This is a genomic window from Dechloromonas aromatica RCB (genome assembly GCF_000012425.1).
The window spans coordinates 315,569-332,242 of record NC_007298.1; the positions used below are offsets into that span (position 1 = coordinate 315,569).

General features: G+C 60.9%; 21 protein-coding genes. 16 read left to right on the forward strand and 5 right to left on the reverse strand.

What is annotated here, in order from left to right:
- Positions 1–16: 16 nt before the first annotated feature.
- From DARO_RS01440 to DARO_RS01480, 9 genes are all read left to right on the forward strand, one after another.
- Positions 17–1,399 (forward strand): branched-chain amino acid ABC transporter substrate-binding protein, encoded by a 1,383-nt coding sequence (locus DARO_RS01440; protein ID WP_011286039.1) that lies wholly within the window; start codon positions 17–19, stop codon positions 1,397–1,399.
- Between the two features lie 71 nt (positions 1,400–1,470).
- On the forward strand, positions 1,471–2,394 hold the full coding sequence (locus DARO_RS01445) for a branched-chain amino acid ABC transporter permease (RefSeq protein ID WP_041224157.1): 924 nt from the start codon (positions 1,471–1,473) through the stop codon (positions 2,392–2,394).
- The gene (locus DARO_RS01450; RefSeq protein WP_011286041.1) at positions 2,391–3,452 is read left to right on the forward strand and encodes an ABC transporter permease subunit; all 1,062 of its coding nucleotides are present in this window, start codon (positions 2,391–2,393) and stop codon (positions 3,450–3,452) included. Before DARO_RS01445 ends, DARO_RS01450 begins: the two co-directional genes overlap by 4 nt.
- Complete coding sequence (locus DARO_RS01455) at positions 3,449–4,210, forward strand: ABC transporter ATP-binding protein (protein WP_011286042.1); 762 nt, start codon at positions 3,449–3,451, stop codon at positions 4,208–4,210. Before DARO_RS01450 ends, DARO_RS01455 begins: the two co-directional genes overlap by 4 nt.
- Positions 4,203–4,907 carry an ABC transporter ATP-binding protein gene (locus tag DARO_RS01460; RefSeq protein WP_011286043.1) on the forward strand — a complete coding sequence of 235 codons (705 nt, stop codon included), beginning with the start codon at positions 4,203–4,205 and terminating at the stop codon, positions 4,905–4,907. The genes DARO_RS01455 and DARO_RS01460 overlap by 8 nt, the downstream gene beginning before the upstream one ends.
- A gap of 87 nt (positions 4,908–4,994) precedes the next feature.
- Positions 4,995–5,753 (forward strand): septum site-determining protein MinC, encoded by a 759-nt coding sequence (gene minC / locus DARO_RS01465; RefSeq protein ID WP_041224158.1) that lies wholly within the window; start codon positions 4,995–4,997, stop codon positions 5,751–5,753.
- Positions 5,754–5,788: 35 nt separating this feature from the next.
- Positions 5,789–6,604, forward strand: a complete 816-nt coding sequence (minD, locus tag DARO_RS01470) for a septum site-determining protein MinD (RefSeq protein WP_011286045.1) — start codon at positions 5,789–5,791, stop codon at positions 6,602–6,604.
- A gap of 1 nt (position 6,605) precedes the next feature.
- The gene (minE, locus tag DARO_RS01475; protein ID WP_011286046.1) at positions 6,606–6,863 is read left to right on the forward strand and encodes a cell division topological specificity factor MinE; all 258 of its coding nucleotides are present in this window, start codon (positions 6,606–6,608) and stop codon (positions 6,861–6,863) included.
- Between the two features lie 133 nt (positions 6,864–6,996).
- Positions 6,997–7,629: a hypothetical protein gene (locus tag DARO_RS01480; RefSeq protein ID WP_011286047.1), complete on the forward strand. Its 633-nt coding sequence runs from the start codon at positions 6,997–6,999 to the stop codon at positions 7,627–7,629.
- Between the two features lie 47 nt (positions 7,630–7,676).
- On the opposite strand, the gene DARO_RS01485 is transcribed toward DARO_RS01480, so the two are convergent.
- A complete protein-coding gene (locus tag DARO_RS01485; RefSeq protein WP_011286048.1) occupies positions 7,677–8,687 on the reverse strand; it encodes a CDP-6-deoxy-delta-3,4-glucoseen reductase in 1,011 nt (336 codons plus the stop codon).
- 33 nt (positions 8,688–8,720) lie between these two features.
- Between DARO_RS01485 and DARO_RS01490 the strand changes: the two genes are divergently transcribed.
- The 7 genes from DARO_RS01490 to DARO_RS01515 all read left to right on the forward strand — a co-directional run bounded on the left by DARO_RS01490 (position 8,721) and on the right by DARO_RS01515 (position 13,901).
- Positions 8,721–9,611 carry an NAD-dependent epimerase/dehydratase family protein gene (locus DARO_RS01490; RefSeq protein ID WP_011286049.1) on the forward strand — a complete coding sequence of 297 codons (891 nt, stop codon included), beginning with the start codon at positions 8,721–8,723 and terminating at the stop codon, positions 9,609–9,611.
- Complete coding sequence (locus DARO_RS01495) at positions 9,599–10,015, forward strand: HemJ family protein (protein ID WP_011286050.1); 417 nt, start codon at positions 9,599–9,601, stop codon at positions 10,013–10,015. The genes DARO_RS01490 and DARO_RS01495 overlap by 13 nt, the downstream gene beginning before the upstream one ends.
- A 1-nt stretch (position 10,016) precedes the next feature.
- A complete protein-coding gene (locus tag DARO_RS01500; protein WP_011286051.1) occupies positions 10,017–11,159 on the forward strand; it encodes a THUMP domain-containing protein in 1,143 nt (380 codons plus the stop codon).
- A 103-nt stretch (positions 11,160–11,262) separates the two neighbouring features.
- Positions 11,263–12,558, forward strand: a complete 1,296-nt coding sequence (locus DARO_RS01505) for an acetyl-CoA hydrolase/transferase C-terminal domain-containing protein (protein WP_011286052.1) — start codon at positions 11,263–11,265, stop codon at positions 12,556–12,558.
- A gap of 9 nt (positions 12,559–12,567) precedes the next feature.
- Positions 12,568–12,891 carry a hypothetical protein gene (locus DARO_RS01510; RefSeq protein ID WP_011286053.1) on the forward strand — a complete coding sequence of 108 codons (324 nt, stop codon included), beginning with the start codon at positions 12,568–12,570 and terminating at the stop codon, positions 12,889–12,891.
- A 113-nt stretch (positions 12,892–13,004) separates the two neighbouring features.
- Complete coding sequence (locus DARO_RS22080; protein WP_011286054.1) at positions 13,005–13,340, forward strand: hypothetical protein; 336 nt, start codon at positions 13,005–13,007, stop codon at positions 13,338–13,340.
- 6 nt (positions 13,341–13,346) lie between these two features.
- Complete coding sequence (locus tag DARO_RS01515; RefSeq protein WP_011286055.1) at positions 13,347–13,901, forward strand: glycine zipper family protein; 555 nt, start codon at positions 13,347–13,349, stop codon at positions 13,899–13,901.
- A gap of 67 nt (positions 13,902–13,968) precedes the next feature.
- Here DARO_RS01515 and lipA read toward each other — a convergent pair whose 3' ends face one another.
- Genes lipA through DARO_RS01535 form a run of 4 tightly spaced genes read right to left on the reverse strand, consistent with a single transcriptional unit; the run spans position 13,969 to position 16,670 of the window.
- A complete protein-coding gene (gene lipA / locus DARO_RS01520) occupies positions 13,969–14,913 on the reverse strand; it encodes a lipoyl synthase (RefSeq protein WP_011286056.1) in 945 nt (314 codons plus the stop codon).
- Positions 14,906–15,523, reverse strand: coding sequence for a lipoyl(octanoyl) transferase LipB (gene lipB, locus DARO_RS01525; protein WP_011286057.1), 618 nt, complete (start codon positions 15,521–15,523; stop codon positions 14,906–14,908). The genes lipA and lipB overlap by 8 nt, the downstream gene beginning before the upstream one ends.
- The gene (locus DARO_RS22990; RefSeq protein WP_011286058.1) at positions 15,524–15,793 is read right to left on the reverse strand and encodes a YbeD family protein; all 270 of its coding nucleotides are present in this window, start codon (positions 15,791–15,793) and stop codon (positions 15,524–15,526) included.
- Position 15,794: 1 nt separating this feature from the next.
- Entirely contained in the window at positions 15,795–16,670 is an 876-nt protein-coding gene (locus tag DARO_RS01535) for a D-amino acid aminotransferase (protein ID WP_011286059.1), read from the reverse strand.
- Between the last annotated feature and the right edge of the window lie 4 nt (positions 16,671–16,674).

Genomic DNA, 16,674 nt, shown 5'->3' on the forward strand with positions numbered 1-16,674 from the left:
ACCAGGAGAAATATCGATGCACGCGAAGCTTTCCGTAGTCGCCCTTTCCGTTGCTGCCGCCTTTGCCCTGTCCGCCTGCGGCCAGAAGGAAGAGCCGAAGGCTGCGGCACCCGCCGCGCCGGCCGGCAAGCCCGAAGTCGTCGTCAAGCTTGGCCATGTCGCGCCGATGACCGGCCCGCAGGCCCACCTTGGCAAGGACAATGAAAACGGCGCCGCACTGGCCATCGAAGAACTCAATGCCAAGGGACTGGAAATCGGTGGTGCCAAGGTCAAATTCCAGTTGCTGGCCGAAGATGATGCGGCCGACCCGAAGCAGGGTGCCATCGTTGCCCAGAAGCTGGTTGATGCCAAGGTTAACGGCGTGATCGGCCACCTGAACTCAGGCACCACCATCCCGGCTTCCAAGCTGTATTCCGATGCTGGCATCCCGCAGATTTCCGGCTCGGCGACCAATCCGAAATATACGCAGCAGGGTTTCAAGACGGCGTTCCGCGTGATGGCCAACGACGTTCAGCAGGGCCGGGCGCTCGGTGAGTTCGCCGCCAAGCAGGGGGTCAAGACGGTGGCAGTCGTTGACGACCGCACTGCTTACGGCCAGGGCCTGGCTGATGAATTCAAGAAGGCCGCCGAAGCGTCTGGTCTCAAGGTGGTCGCTACTGAATACACCAACGACAAGGCCACTGATTTCAAGGCGATCCTGACCAAGATCAAGTCGACCAAGGCCGAACTGGTCTTCTACGGCGGCATGGATGCGCAGGGTGGCCCGATGGCCAAGCAGATGAAGGAACTGGGCATCAAGGCCAAGTTCCTCGGTGGCGATGGTGTCTGTACGCCGGAGTTCATGAAGCTGGGTGGCGAGGCCACGGAAGGCAATTTCTGTTCGCTGCCGGGCCAGCCGCTGGAGAAACTGGCCAAGGGGCCGGAATTCCGCGAAAAATTCACCAAGAAATTCAATGCCGAGATTCAGCTGTACGCCCCGTATGTCTATGATGCCGTGATGGTCATGGCCGATTCGATGAAGCGCGCCGATTCCGTCGATCCCGTCAAGTTTCTGCCGGCCATTGGCCAGACGAAATACGATGGCGTGACCGCACTGATCGAATTCGACCCGCAGGGTGACCTGAAGGGCGGCGCTATCTCCATTTATCAGTACAAGGGCGGCAAACTCGAGTATGTCGAGACCCTGGGCGGCAGTTCGGTTGCGACAGCAAAGGCTGAGGTCAAGGAAGCCGTTGATAGTGTCAAGGATGCCGCCAAGGCCGTGGCTGGCGCGGCAACGGCCGTGGGCAAGGAAGCGGTGGGTGACGCCAAGGAGGCGGCCAAGGACGTTGTGAAGGCGGGGGCCGAGGCTGTCAAGAATGCGGCCGATGCCACCAAGGCGGCTGTCGAAAAGAAGTAAACTGATGTTCCGCTGACTGGAAACGGCACCGCAAGGTGCCGTTTCCTTATGCCTTAAAAGAAAAAGACGAAATGGATATTTTTCTCCAGCAGATCATCAATGGCCTAGTACAAGGCAGCATCTACGCCCTGGTCGCCTTGGGTTACACGATGGTCTACGGAATCATGGGGCTGATCAACTTCGCGCATGGCGAGGTGGTGATGATCGGCACCCTGGTGACGATTACCGTGGCCGGTTCGCTGATCAAGGCGGGCATGCCGGTGGCTTTGGCCGGGCTGGCTGGGGTTAGTGCTTCGGTACTGGTCTGCATGGCGCTGGGCTGGGGGCTGGAGCGCATTGCCTATCGCCCGCTGCGCAACGCGCCGCGCCTGACGCCGCTGATCACGGCGATCGGTATGTCCATCGTGCTGCAGAATCTGGCCATGATGATCTGGGGGCGGAATTACCTGACTTTCCCCCCGCTGCTGCCGAAGATGGATTTTGAATTCGCCGGCGCCAATTTCACGGCCATTCAGGTCATCATCGTTCTGGTTTCCGCGGCGACCATGGGCGGGTTGCTGCTCCTGGTCTATCGCACCAAGCTGGGCATGGCGATGCGCGCCACGGCGCAGAATCCAGCCGTCGCCAGTCTGATGGGCGTCAATATCAACCGCGTCATCGCCGCCGCCTTCGTGATCGGTTCGGCGCTTGGTGCGCTGGCTGGCGTCATGGTCGGTGGCTACTATGAAATCGCCCACTATCAGATGGGTTTCATGCTCGGCCTGAAAGCCTTCACCGCGGCTGTGCTGGGCGGTATCGGCAATCTCGGGGGGGCAATGCTGGGCGGCATCCTGCTCGGTATCATTGAGGCGCTGGGCGCCGGCTACATCGGCGACCTGACCGGCGGTTTCCTGGGCAGCCATTATCAGGACATCTTCGCCTTCATCGTGCTGATCGTCGTGCTGATGTTCAAGCCGAGCGGTCTATTTGGCGAAAAGACAGGGGATCGCGCATGAGCAAGTGGCTGAATCCCCGTTCCGCCTTTGGTATCGCGCTGATTGCCGTGGCGCTGCTCGGTCTGCCTTTCGTCGCTGCCATGGGCGGCCAGGCCTGGGTGCGCATTCTTGACTTCGCGATCCTCTATGTTTTTCTCGCCCTCGGTCTGAACATCGTGGTCGGTTTTGCCGGCCTGCTCGATCTCGGTTATATCGCTTTCTACGCGGTCGGCGCCTACACCTGGGCCTTGCTGGCCAGCCCGCATTTCGGCCTGCATCTGCCAATCTGGGTCATCCTGCCGATCGGGGCCGGGCTGGCCTGCTTTGCCGGGGTGCTGCTCGGCTCTCCGACCCTGAAGTTACGTGGCGATTACCTGGCCATCGTCACGCTGGGCTTCGGCGAAATCGTCCGCATCTTCATGAACAACCTGAATGCGCCGGTCAACATCACCAACGGACCACAGGGCATCACCCTGATCGATCCGGTGGCTTTCGGCGATTTCAGGTTTTCCGGTACCTCTCAGCTCTTTGGGCTGAGCGTGAGCGGGCCGATCAAGTATTACTACCTGCTGGTCGCACTGGCCATCCTGGTCATCGTCATCAACCTGCGCCTGCAGCATTCGCGCATCGGCCGGGCCTGGCAGGCCATTCGCGAGGATGAGATCGCCGCCAAGGCGGTCGGCATCAATGCCCGCAATATCAAGTTGCTCGCCTTCGCGATGGGGGCCAGCTTCGGCGGCATCGCCGGCGGCGTGTTCGCAGCGATGCAAGGCTTCGTCTCTCCGGAGAGTTTCTCGCTGATGGAGTCGATCATGATCCTGGCCATGGTCGTCCTCGGCGGCATGGGCCACATCCCGGGCGTCATCCTTGGTGCCGTGCTGCTCAGCATCCTGCCCGAAGTCCTGCGCTACGGCGTCGGGCCTGCCCAAATGGCGCTCTTCGGCAAGATGCTGGTCGATCCGGAAAGCCTGCGCATGCTGGTCTTTGGTCTGGCGCTGGTGTTGGTCATGCGCTTCAAGCCGGCCGGGCTGTGGCCGTCACCGGAACGAAAACGCGAGTTGCAGGAGGCGGGGCAATGAGCGAGGTGCTTCTCAAGGCCGAAGCGGTCGCCAAGCACTTCGGCGGCGTCAAGGCGCTGCAGGAGGTCTCGCTGACCATCCGCCGTGGCGAAATCTACGGCCTGATCGGCCCGAACGGCGCCGGCAAGACGACCTTCTTCAACTGCATGACCGGGCTGTATGTGCCGGATGGCGGCGGCTTCGTCTTCGATGGTGCGCCGCTGATTGCCGATGCGCCGCATCAGGCCGCCGAGCGTGGCATTGCCCGCACCTTCCAGAATATCCGGCTGTTCGGCAACATGACGGCGCTGGAAAACGTCATGGTTGGCCGCCACGTGCGGACGAAGGCCGGCGTACTCGGCGCCATGTTCCAGAATGCCGCAACCAAGGCCGAGGAAGCGGCGATCCGCCAGCGGGCCAGCGACTTGCTGCATTACGTGCGGATCGAGGAGCGCGCCGATGATCTGGCCAAGAACCTGTCCTACGGTGACCAGCGCCGGCTGGAGATTGCCCGCGCGCTGGCCACCGAACCCAAGCTGCTCTGTCTGGATGAGCCGGCGGCCGGCATGAACGCGACGGAAACGGCCGAGCTGCGCGAGCTGATTGAGGGCATCCGGCGTGACGGGACGACCATCCTGCTGATCGAACACGACGTCAAGCTGGTCATGGGCCTGTGCGACCGGGTGGCGGTGCTCGATTACGGCGCGCTGGTCATCGAGGATGTACCCGCCGTCGTGCTGAAAGATCAACGCGTCATTGAGGCTTACCTAGGTGCTTGAAGTAACCGGACTCCACGTCGCCTATGGCGGCATCCAGGCGGTGCGCAGCATCACCTTTCACGTCAATGCCGGCGAGACGGTCGCCCTGATTGGTGCCAACGGGGCCGGCAAGACCAGCACGCTGAAAGCCATCTCGCGGGTGCTTGATGCCGTCGGTGGCGATGTGCACTTCTGTGGCGAAGAAATCACCCGCCTGGCACCGCACGACATCATTCGCAAGGGCATTGCGCTGGTCCCGGAGGGGCGTGGCGTTTTCCCGCGGCTGACGGTGCTGGAAAACCTGCACATGGGGGCCTATGTGCGGGATGCCGACGCCGATGTCGACAAAGACCTGCAAATGGTCTTCGAATACTTTCCCCGTCTCAGGGAGCGCGAAAGCCAGCTCGGCGGTACCTTGTCCGGCGGCGAACAGCAGATGCTGGCCATCGGCCGTGCGCTGATGAGCCGCCCGAAAATGCTGCTGCTCGACGAACCCTCGATGGGTCTGGCGCCCATCATGGTCCAGAAAATTTTCGAAGTGGTCCGTGCAGTGGCCGCCAATGGCATGACCATCCTGCTGATCGAACAGAATGCCCGGCTGGCACTGCAATCCAGCCAGCGCGGCTATGTCATGGAAAGCGGTGAAATCACGCTGAATGGCGAATCGGCGATGTTGCTGGACGATCCGAAAGTGCGCGCCGCCTATCTCGGCGAGTGAGTGGCCGGCCTTGTGTCATGCATCCCTCATCTGGCCGGGGCGAGCCTGTGGGATAATCGTGATCCTTTCGCAACACACGTCGCAGGCATGGCCAAAGATTCACCGATTCAGTTCAAGGGCACCACGCTCAAGATCATCCAGACGCAACTCCGCACCACCGATCACGCCGCGCTGCATCAAGCCCTCACCGAATTGACCGGCAACAGCCCGGACTTTTTCGAGAACGAGCTGGCTGTCCTCGATTTCAGCCAGGCCCAGGCCTTGCCGGAGTCCGCTGATTGGGCCGGTATCGTCAATTTGCTCAGGCAGTCCGGCCTGAATGCCGTGGCGACTTGCGGACTGCCCGATGACTTGGCGACTTCGGCTGCGGCGGCCGGCTTGCCGGTTGTCGGCGTCGATGCCCTTGGCCGCCAGCGTGCCAAGGTCGAGGAAGCACCTAAAGCGCCGCCGGTTGTTGCGCCTGAACCTGCCCCGCCACCTGTGGCCGCTACGGCACCTGAGCCTGCCCCGCGCACCATCATCCTCGACAAGCCGCTGCGTTCCGGCCAGCGCTTCTATGCCAAGGGTTGTGACCTGATCGTCACGGCCATGGTCAGCGCCGGCGCGGAAGTGATTGCCGACGGCAATATCCATGTCTATGCCCCGCTGCGTGGCCGCGCCCTGGCCGGCGCCAGCGGCGACAAGGCCGCTCGCATTTTTACCACCAGCCTGGAGGCTGAACTGCTCTCCATCGCCGGTCTGTACCGTACTTTCGAAGCCGGCGTGCCGGCTGAATTGCTGCGTCAACCAGCCACCGTCAGCCTGATCGAGGATGGCCTCAGCATCGTGCCGCTGGCGTTGCGCTAGACCTTATTCCTATAACCTTCCAACGAGAACTCACCGTGACCAGAATCGTCGTCGTAACTTCCGGCAAAGGCGGGGTCGGCAAGACCACCACCAGCGCCAGCTTCTCCTCCGGCCTCGCCATGCGCGGCTTCAAGACGGCCGTCATCGACTTCGACGTCGGCCTGCGCAACCTCGACCTGATCATGGGCTGCGAGCGCCGTGTCGTTTATGACCTGATCAACGTCATCAACGGCGAAGCGACGCTGACCCAGGCCCTGATCAAGGACAAGCACACTGACAATCTCTACGTGCTGCCAGCTTCGCAGACGCGCGACAAGGATGCGCTGTCCGAAGAGGGCGTCGAGAAAGTCATCAAGGAGCTGGAGCACCAGGGCTTTGACTACATCGTCTGCGATTCGCCGGCCGGCATCGAGTCCGGTGCCGTGATGGCGCTGACCTTCGCTGACGAGGCGCTGGTCGTGACCAACCCGGAAGTCTCTTCGGTGCGCGACTCAGACCGCATCCTCGGCATCCTGCAGGCCAAGTCGCGTCGCGCCATCGAGGGCCGCGAGCCGGTCAAGGAACATCTGCTGATCACCCGCTACAACCCGACCCGCGTTGAAGCCGGTGAAATGCTGTCGTACAAGGATATCCAGGAAATTCTGCGGGTGCCGATCATCGGTGTCATTCCGGAATCCGAAGAAGTGCTGCAGGCCTCCAACCAGGGCTCGCCAGTCATTCACCAGAAAGAAACCGACGCCGCCGAGGCCTACCACGATGTGATCGGTCGCTTTCTCGGTGAGGACAAGCCGCTGCGCTTCGTTGATTACGTCAAGCCGGGCCTGCTGAAGCGCCTGTTCGGAGGCAAGTGAGATGTCGCTGCTTTCGATGCTCTTCGGCAATAAGCCGAAAACCGCCCATCTGGCCAAGGAGCGCCTGCAGCTGATCATCGCCCACGAACGCGATGGTGGCGGCAGCAGCGCCAATTTCCTGCCTGACCTGCAACGCGAACTGATCGCCGTGATCTCCAAGTACGTCAAGGTGAACACCGAGGACATCCGCGTTTCCCTCGAAAAACAGGGCAACTACGAAGTCCTCGAAGTCAATATCGTCCTGCCCGAAAAGGGCTAGGGCACGCCGGGACAACTCGGCAAGCGGCCTTGGGGCTCAGATCGCTCGAAGTTCGTTTGCTGAGATGCATCAAACGTTTTGCCATGCCGGCAGGTCACAATGCCGGCATTGTCTTTTTCAGGATTCCGCTGCCATGAACATTCGTCACTCCTTTTCTGCTCTGGCTGCCATCTTGCTGGCGACCGCGCTCCATGCCGAAGAAGCCAAGCCGGTCGATACCACGCCACGGATGGCCTACGGCCTGATGCTGAAGCAGGGTGACAAGCTGATTTTCTCGCCCTGCCGCGACCGCAGCTACGCCTATGTCGAGGATGTCTCGGCCGATGGCAGTGTGACCAAGGTCCTGAACAGCCTTGGTCTGGATGCCGGCAAGCGCCTGTACGTCGAATTGCTTGGTGTGCTCGAGGGCGCCCAGCTGAAGGCGTCGTCGGTCAACATGGCGCGCATTGAAGGGCGCTGCCAGATGCCGGGCGGCAAGGAAGAGTCGTGGCGGGCGGCCGGTAACGATCCGGCCTGGGCGCTGGTTGCCGGTAGCGAATATGTCCAGTTGCAGCGCTATGGCAAGCCGGAGGTGGTTCTACCCTATACGGAATTCCGTACCGAAGGAAACCTGACCCGCTACGACGGTGCCAAGGACAACAACAAGCTGTCCGTTCGCTTTGAAAAGACGCTTTGTCGTGACGCTGCGGCGAATGGCGTTTTCGGCTGGACCGCAACGCTTGACCTGAATGGGCAGGTGCTCAAGGGCTGCGCCTGGGCGCGCTAGAACTTGGCTGGAAAGCGCCAGCCAGGCCTGGCTGGCGCAGCCAATAATCAGTTTGTAGAAAAGGTGAAGGCGTCGGCGAAGAACTCTTCTTCCGGCAGGCCTCGCGCCATGAAGTCACGCTTGGCAGCTTCGATCATCACCGGTGCGCCGCAAGCATAGACCTGATAGCCCGACAGGTCGGCAAAGTCTGCCAGCACGGCCTGATGCACAAAACCGGAGCGACCGGCCCATTCGCCGGAGGCCGGTTCAGACAGTACCGGCACGTACTTGATACTGCCGTGTTCCGCTGTCCATTGCTCCGGCAGGGCATTCTGATAGAGATCGACGCGCGCCTTGGCACCCCAGTAGATAAACATTGGCCGTTCACACTGCTCCGCGATGGCGTGTTCGACGATAGCCTTGATCGGCGCGAAACCAGTGCCACCGGCGAGCAGGATCATCGGTTTCTTCGAGTCTTCACGCAGGTAAAAAGTCCCGTGCGGGCCATTGAAGCGCAGGATGTCGCGGACCTTCATGGTCGAGAACACCTGGTCGGTGAACAGGCCACCGGGGACGTGGCGAATATGCAGCTGGAGCAGGGCATCGTCGTGCGGGGCATTGGCCAGCGAATAGCTGCGCTTCTTGCCGTCCTTGAGCAGGATGTCGATGTACTGGCCGGCCCAGAATTGCAAACGCTCGCTGGCCGGCAGGCGCAGCTGCAGTTCGATGACATCCGGCGCCAGCTTTTCCAGTTTTTCGATCCGTGAAGGCAGGGTCTTGACCGGAATATCACCCGCCGAGCTGACCTGCTTGCACTCAATGACCAGATCGGATTGCGCTTTGGCGCAGCAGTAGAGCGTCTGGCCGGCAGCTTTCTCATCGTCTTTCAAGGCATGGGCCTGGGCCTTGCCGTGATCGACGGTACCGCTGACGACTTTGCCCTTGCAAGCGCCGCAAGCGCCATCCTTGCAGCCGTAGGGCAGGGTCAGGCCCTGACGCAGCGCGGCGTCAAGCAGGGTTTCGTCGGCTTCGGCAGCAAATTGCTTGCCGCTCGGCTGGACTGTGACTTGGTAGCTCATCGGTTCCCCTAACTGGTCGGCTACAATGCAGCCGTGCAAAAAATCCTGATTGTCGGCAGCGGGGACGTTGCCCGCCGCATTCTCTCCCGCCTTGCCCGCCGCGCCTGCGTCTATGCACTGCTGCGCGATGCGGCGCGGGCGGCCGAGTGGCGGGCGGCCGGCGCCGTGCCGGTGCTCGCCGACCTCGACGACCGGGGCAGCCTGCAACGCATTGCCGGCCTGGCCGACGTCGTGCTGCATCTGGCGCCACCGCCCGGCGAAGGCCGTCGCGACACGCGTACCCGCAACCTGCTGGCCGCCTTGGGCAAGGCCAAAAGTCTACCACGACAGTTGATTTACGTAAGCACGACAGGGGTTTACGGCGACTGTGGCGGGGCTCAGATCGATGAAACCCGCCGTTTGAATCCCGAAAGTGCCCGGGCTGGCCGGCGGGTCGATGCCGAGCGCTGTCTGCGCGACTGGGGCGCACGGACTGGCGTGCTGGTGTCCATCCTCCGTGCTCCGGGTATCTATGCTGCCGACCGTCTGCCGTTGGAGCGCCTGCAAAAAGGGACGCCGGCGCTGCTTGGCGAAGACGATGGCTACACCAACCACATTCATGCCAACGATCTGGCGGCTGCGTGCATCGCTGCGCTGCGTAACGGCCGGGGCAACCGCGTCTACAATGTCGTCGATGATTCCGATCTGAAGATGGCCGAATATTTCGACCGCGTTGCCGATGCCTTTGCGTTGCCTCGTCCGCCACGTATCTCGCGGCGAGAGGCGGAAAAGACCTTGTCGCCGGTGCAGATGTCCTTCATGCGCGAATCGCGGCGCATTGGCAATCAGCGTCTGAAAAAAGAATTAAAACTGCGTCTCGCATACCCGACCGTTGATGTCGGGATCGCCGAATCGCTTGCAAGGAGAAACGCATGCTCGTCGTAAAGACATTGCATATCTGGATGGTTATTTCGTGGTTCGCCGGCCTGTTCTACCTGCCGCGCATTTTCGTCAATCTGGCCATGGTGCCGGCCGACAGTCACGCCGAGCGTGACCGCCTGCTGCTGATGGCCGGCAAGCTCTACAAGTTCATGACGCCGCTCGGCGTGCTGGCCATCGTGCTTGGTTTCTGGCTATGGTTTGGCTATGGTTTTTCCGGTGGCTGGTTGCATGCCAAGACCACGCTGGTTGCCGTGCTGGCCGGCTATCATTGGCACTGTGGCAGGGTGCTCAAACGCTTCCAGTTGGGCGACAATGCCAAATCGCACGTCTGGTTCCGTTTCTACAACGAACTGCCGGTCATCATTCTGCTGGTTGTCCTATTCCTCGTCGTCCTGAAGCCTTTCTGACATGAACAAATATTTCGCAATTTGCCCGCGCGGGCTGGAAGAACTGCTGGTCGAGGAACTACGGGCGGTCGGCGCAGAGGAACTGCGGGCCACGCATGGCGGTGTCTTTTTCTCCGGTGACTGGTCAGTCTGTTACCGGGCCAACCTGGAATCCCGGCTGGCCACCCGTATCCTGTGGCACATCGTCAAGGGGCCGTACGCCAAGGAAGAGGATATCTATCGGCTGGCTGTCCGCCAGTTGTGGCCGAACCATTTCTCGGTCAGCCGGACGATGCGCGTGGTGACCACGGCGATCAAATGTCCGCTGAAATCGCTCGATTTCGTCACGCTACGCGTCAAAGATGCCATCTGTGACCGTTTCCGCGAGGATCTCGGCGAGCGTCCGAACATCGAAACGCGCCACCCGGATGTCAGCGTTCACGTCTTCCTCAGCGAAAACGAATGCACGCTATACCTCGATACTTCTGGTCAGCCGTTGTGGCAGCGCGGCTTTCGCAAGGCTAGCGTCGATGCGCCGCTGAAGGAAAATCTGGCGGCCGGCATCCTGAAAATGACTGGCTGGCAGCCTGGCACCCCGCTGATTGATCCGATGTGCGGCAGCGGCACCTTCCTGCTCGAAGCGGTGCAGATGGCGCTTGATCGGGCACCGGGGCTGGATCGCGGCTTTGCTTTCGAACTGCTGAAAAGCTTCGAGGCGATGAATTGGGCGAATATTCGCGCTGCCGCCGAGGCGCGCGTCAAACCGGTCGAGCCGATGGATATTCGCGGCTACGACAACGACGACAAGGCCGTGCGCGCCACCCGACGCAATCTGCAGGAGGCCGGCTTCGGCGCCGCAGTGATGGTCGATAATAGTGATGTGCTGGAAACGCAGCCGCTGACCGATCATGGCATTCTGGTGACCAACCCGCCCTACGGCGAACGTATCGGCGAGCAGGACGAACTGGCCGCTCTCTATCCGCAACTCGGTACGGCACTGAAGCGTCACTGGGCGGGCTGGAACTGTTTCTTCTTTACCGCTGACATGCGTTTGCCCAAGCTGGTCGGCCTGCGCCCCAGCCGCAAGACGCCACTGTTCAACGGGCCGCTGGAGTGTCGCTTGTTCGAGATTCGCATGGTGGCGGGGAGTAATCGCAAGCTGTGATTGTTGCGATGCAATAAGCATTCGAATTTGATCTTGGTCAGCCTATTGGTCTGACCGCTATGCGAGCATCAAGGTTTTTAAAAATAAAACTAGGAGATAGTGCATGTCCATTCGGGCCCTGTATCAACAAAAACGCATGCCTGCCGCTGACGCCATTCGTGTCGTCAAGAACGGCGATACCATCGTTGTTCCGACGGCGGTCGGTGAGCCACCCAGCCTGCTGACGGCCCTCTCCGAAGCGCGTCGTGATTTTCGCGATGTACAGGTCTGCCAAATCCTGGCGGTGCGCAAATATGGCTATCTGGATCCGGAGACCGTTGAGAATGTCCGTCATACGGCCTACTTCTACAGCGGCGCCACGCGTCAAGGCGGCAAGGATGGCTGGGTCGATTTCATTCCGGCCTATTTCTCCGAAATGCCCCAACTGATCAACCGCGGCCTGATGCCGGCTGATGTGGTCTTCAGCATGGCCTCGCCGATGGACGAGCACGGTTTCTTCTCGCTGTCTCTGGCTGCCGACTATACGATGGCCGCGATCGAGCGGGCACGGGTCATCGTGCTGGAAATTAATCCGAACGTGCCATTCGCCAATGGCGACTGCCATATCCATATTTCTCGGGTTGCCGCGCTGTGTGAGAGCGACGAGCCCATCCTCGAAGTTGGTCTGCCCAAGATCGGTCCGGTGCAAGAGGCGATCGGCAAGTACGTCGCCGACATGATTCCCGATGGCGCGACGCTGCAGATCGGCTACGGCGGTATTCCTGACGCCGTGGTCATGCAATTGACCGACAAGCACGACCTAGGCATCCATACCGAAATGGTCGGCGACGGCATCATGTCGCTGGTCGAGGCGGGCGTCGTTACCAACCGCAAGAAGAATTACCACCAGGGCAAGATGCTGGCGACCTTTGCGCTCGGCTCGAAGAAACTCTACCAGTTCATGCACCGCAACCCGGCACTCGAAATGCACCCGGTCGACTTTACCAACGACCCGTATCTGGCCGGCCGGAACGACAACCTGCACGCGATCAATGCCACGATGCAGATTGATTTCCTGGGCCAGTGCGGTTCGGAAAGCCTCGGCTCGATTCCTTATTCCGGTACCGGCGGCCAGTCCGACTTCGTCCGTGCCGCCAACCGCTCGAACGGTGGCAAGGCTTTCATCGTGCTGCCATCGACGGCCAAGGACGACACCATCTCACGTATCGTACCGACCCTGTCGGCCGGTACCCACGTGTCGACCAGCAAGAACGACATCAATTACGTGGTGACCGAGTTTGGTGTGGCACAACTGCGCGGCAAGACGGCAAAACAGCGCACCGAAGCGCTGATCGGCATCGCTCACCCGAATTTCCGTGGTGAACTGCGTGAGGCAGCGAAGAAGCTCAAGCTGCTTTAAGGAGGCGTCATGTTGCAGAAGCGGTTCTCGGATCAAGAGCTCGAGCAGATTATCGAGGAGGCGACCATTTACATGTGCGCCTGCCCGGCTCAGGTGGTCGTCCAGATTCGAGGACTGCGCGAACTGTTTCGCTATCAGCTCAGTTGTGAAATCGATCCTGGCAATGATCCTGCGGTTCACCAGGCCATTGCCGAAGTAACCATCAGGGCGCACGCCATGATGGAGGAGTGTCTGGACCAGATTCTGACGATGGAAGGCTGGGACCGGACAACGCTGAAAATGCCCGAAGGCTTGCGCCGAAAGCTGTCAGAGGCTATCGAGCGAGATATTTGAAGCGCCTGGCCGAGGATTCGGTCAGCGCTTACAAACTGTAGCAATTTAGTTCTCCAGGATTGGCCGATAATTCGCTATCTTGTAAGTGAGCTATTGGCTAATCGAGTGCTGCCATGAATTTCCGAAAACTACTTGTCGTATTGCTTGCCTTGGTCATGGCTGGCCTTGGTTCCAGCGCATGGGCCCACGGTGGGCGAGTTCGCCTGGGGGTCTATGTTGGTGGACCGGTCTGGGGGCCGGTGTGGTACCCGCCCCCTTACTATTATCCGCCGCAGGTCATCGTGGTGCCGCCGCCAGCGCCGCCGCCGGTGTACATTGAACAGGCACAGCCGGAACCGCAGTCATCGCAGCAATATTGGTATTACTGCGCAAGGGCCAAGGGTTACTACCCTTACGTCAAGGAATGCCCAGAGGGCTGGCAGAAGGTATTGCCGCAACCAGAGAGGTGATGATTGATGTCCAACAGTAAACTCATGCCGCGTTTGACCTTGCTGGGTGCGGCACTATTGCTCGGCGCCTGTACCGTCATTCCAACCGGGCCGAGCGTTATGGTCTTGCCGGGAACTGGGCAAACCTTTGAGCGTTTCCGGGCTGACGATATGGATTGCCGCCAGTTCGCCCAGTATCAAGTGGGTGGCAAGACGGCCGGTGACGCCGCCAAGGAATCGGCTGTCACCAGCGCGGCGGTCGGTACGGCGGTTGGCGCTCTGGCCGGTGCGGCCATTGGTGGCAACAGCAAGGGGGCTGCCATTGGTGCCGGCGCAGGATTGTTGATGGGCAGTGCCACCGGAGCCGATGCTTCACGGGCATCCACGGTCGGCACCCAGCGCCAGTACGACAATGCCTACATTCAGTGCATGTACAGCAAGGGGCATCGCGTTCCGGTGCCCGCCAACATGAGCTATTCGGCCCCTGTGCGTTCGCAACAGCAACAAATGCAACCCCAGGATGCCAATATTCCCCCGCCGCCGCCGGGGTCTCCACCGCCCCCGCCAGCCAATGTCAGGTAAGGTCGGCTAATACAAAAAGGGCAGCACCTTTCGGTGCTGCCCTTTGCTTTTGGGGGTTGCGCTGTGATCAGGCGACGCCAGCGCTATGGGCCTGCTGGTCAGCCCAGTAGCTCGAGCGCACCATCGGGGCGCAGGCCGCACCGGAGAAGCCCATCTTTTTGGCTTCTTCCTCGAACATTTTGAAAGTGTCGGGATGGACGTAGCGGCTGACCGGCAGGTGGTGGCCTGACGGGGCCAGGTATTGGCCGATAGTCAGCATTTCGACATCGTTGGCCCGCAGGTCACGCATGACTTCGAGGATTTCCTCGTCGGTCTCGCCGAGGCCGACCATCAGGCCGGACTTGGTCTTGACGTCGGGGTAGCGTGCCTTGAACTGCTTCATCAGGGCCAGCGAATGGGCGTAGTCGGCACCGGGACGGGCTTGCTTGTACAGGCGGGGCACGGTTTCCATGTTGTGGTTCAGCACATCGGGCAGGCCATTGCCGAGAATGTCGATGGCGATGTCCATGCGGCCACGGAAGTCGGGGACCAGGGTTTCGATGGTCGTCTTGGGCGAGGCCTCGCGTACGGCACGGACGACATCGACGAAATGCTGGGCGCCGCCATCGCGCAGGTCGTCGCGGTCGACGCTGGTGATTACCACGTACTGCAGCTTTAGCGACGACACCGAATCAGCCAGCTCGGCCGGTTCGTTCGGGTTGGGCGGCAGCGGCTGGCCGTGGCCAACGTCGCAGAAAGGGCAGCGGCGGGTGCAGATGTCGCCAAGGATCATGAAGGTCGCCGTGCCGCGGCCGAAGCATTCGCCGATGTTGGGGCAGGCCGCTTCTTCGCAGACGGTGTGCAGCTTTTTCTCGCGCAGCATGGACTTGATCTCGCCGAATCGCCCGGCGCTGTTGCCGGCCTTGACGCGAATCCACTCCGGTTTGCGTAGCGGCGTATCGACCGGCACGATCTTGATGGGGATGCGCGCGGTTTTCAGTTCGCCTTTTTGTTTGACGCCTTTTTCAGCCATTTTTCTGGTCCAGTTGCTGTAGCAAGTGTTGCGAGAGTTGCTCGCCAGCCTCGTGAGCGGTGAGCGGAATATTGAAGTCTTTGGTCTGGATGACCTTCAGGCCAGCATAGCCGCAGGGATTGATCGCCGCAAAGGGGGAAAGATCCATATCGACATTGAGTGAGACCCCGTGGTAGCTGCAACCATTGCGAATGCGCAGGCCGAGGGCCGCGATCTTGGCTTCGCCGACATAGACGCCGGGAGCACCGTCACGCCGCTCTGCAGTGATGCCGTACTCGGCCAGCAGGTCGATCACCGACTGTTCGATGGCGGTGACCAGCTCACGGACCTTGATCTTCAGGCGTGAAAGGTCGAGCAAGAGGTAGATCACGACCTGGCCGGGGCCGTGGTAGGTCACCTGGCCGCCGCGGTCGATCTTAACCAGCGGAATGCCGACATCGCGCAGGATGTGTTCCGGCTTGCCGGCCTGGCCGAGGGTGTAGACCGGCGGATGCTCGACGATCCAGATTTCGTCCGGGGTTTCGGCCGTACGGCTGGCCGTGAAGTCCTGCATGGCCTGGAACGTGGGTTGGTAATCGACCCGGCCCAGGCGTTTGACGACAGGAGGCACTTAGAGGACGACCTTGATCATCGGATGACCACTGAGGTCGGTGTAGAGCGCGTCGAGTTGTGGCTTGGAGCGGGCAATCACGGTGCACGTCAGGCTCAGGTAGTTGCCGCCAGAGCTGGCGCGCATTTCCATGCTGGCGCCGTCGAAATCCGGGGCGTGCACGGTGACGATGTCGAGGACGACCTGAGCCAGGCTGTCATCAGCCTTGCCCATGATCTTCAGGGGGAATTCACACGGGAATTCGAGGAGGGTGTCCTTGTACGAAGCCATCTCAGCCTTTACGCATTACGGTGTTCTTGAAATCCTGATACCACTGCCACATCTGCTCGCCGAACGGGCCGGGTTTGCCGGTGCCGACTGGCTCGCCATCGAGCGTCGTGATTGCCAGGATTTCCTTGGTCGATGAGGTCATCCAGACCTCGTCGGCGCCACGAAGTTCAGTTTCGCTGATTTCGCGTACTGCCAAAGCCTGCTGGTGGGTCGCCGCCAGTTCGAGGATCACGTCGTAGGTAATGCCCGGCAGCATCAGGTGCGTCTTGGGCGGGGCGACCAGCACGCCGTCCTTGACGATGAAGATGTTGGAGGCAGCGCCTTCTTTCATGAAACCGTCGCGAATCAACAGTGCCTCGGCACAGCCTTGATCGACGGCTTGCTGGCGGGCCAGCACGTTGGCGAGCAGCGAGATGACCTTGAGGTCGCAGCGCGACCAGCGAAGATCGGGCACGGTGATCGCGGCGACGCCCTTGGCGCGGACCTCGGCGGGCGTGGTGACCAGCGGCGAAGCGAAGGCAAAGGCTGTCGATGGTATCGAGGCCGGCGGGAAGGCGTGGTCACGCTTGTCGTCGGCGCCGCGGGTGACTTGCAGATAGATCGACTGGTCGTCCCAGGGGGCAGTTTCGATCAGCTTGGCAATGACTTCCTTCCAGCCGTCGGCGGTCAGCGGGTTGGCCAGCTTGATGCCGTCCAGTGTCGCTTGCAGACGCTTGACATGTTCGTCGATGCGGAAAGCCCGGCGGGAATAGACCGGGATCACTTCATAGACGCCGTCGCCGTATAGAAAACCCCGGTCGAGTGGGGAAATACCCGCTTCCGCCAACGGCAGGAAACGGCCATTCAGGTAGACGGGATCGGCGACGTAGGGTGTCATGGGT